This window comes from Frankia gtarii, from assembly GCF_025403375.1.
In the GTDB taxonomy this organism is placed as follows: domain Bacteria; phylum Actinomycetota; class Actinomycetes; order Frankiales; family Frankiaceae; genus Frankia; species Frankia gtarii.
Genome location: NZ_JAMPTM010000598.1, coordinates 1 through 651, shown reverse-complemented (window position 1 = coordinate 651; position 651 = coordinate 1). Strand labels below are relative to the sequence as shown.

The window sequence follows — 651 nt, the reverse complement described above, 5'->3', positions numbered from 1 at the left end:
CCCACCGAACACACCGAACACACCGACCAGGCCGCTGTTTGCGCCGAACCCGCTGCCTGCGCCGAACCCGACCAGGCCGCCCGCCGCGTCCGCCGCCGCGCCACCCTGCGCCGACGCACCCCACCAGCACTGGCCGCCCTGCTCGGCGGCGCCCTGCTCTACCTCGCCACCCCACCAGTCGGCGCCTGGCCGCTGGCACCGGTCGCCGTCACCGTGCTCACCCTCACCGTCCGCGGCCGCCGCCTGCGCTCCTCCTACGCCCTCGGCGCCCTGTTCGGCCTCGCGTTCTGCCTGCCGCTGCTGCGCTTCGTCTCCTTCGTCGGCGCCGACGCCTGGATCGCCCTCGCCGTCGCCGAAGCCGCCATCCTCGCCCTCGTCGCCCCCGCCACCACCCTCGTCTGGCGCCTGCCCGCACCCTGGCTGTGGACCGGCGCCGTCTGGGCCGCCCAGGAGGCGCTACGCGGCCGCGCCCCCTTCGGCGGCTTCCCCTGGGGCCGGCTCGCCTTCACCCAGTCCGCAAGCCCGCTGACCGGACTCGCCGCCCTCGGCGGCGCCCCCCTACTCACCGCCGTCGTCGCCACCACCGGCGCCCTGCTCGCCCACGCCCTCCTGCACGCCCGCACCCTCACCCGCACCACCACCGGCCACTGG

Annotated in this window: 1 pseudogene; it reads left to right on the top strand. The window is 77.3% G+C overall.

Annotated elements, in window-relative coordinates:
- Positions 1-651, top strand: a pseudogene (locus tag NBZ83_RS32490) (apolipoprotein N-acyltransferase); the annotation flags it as partial.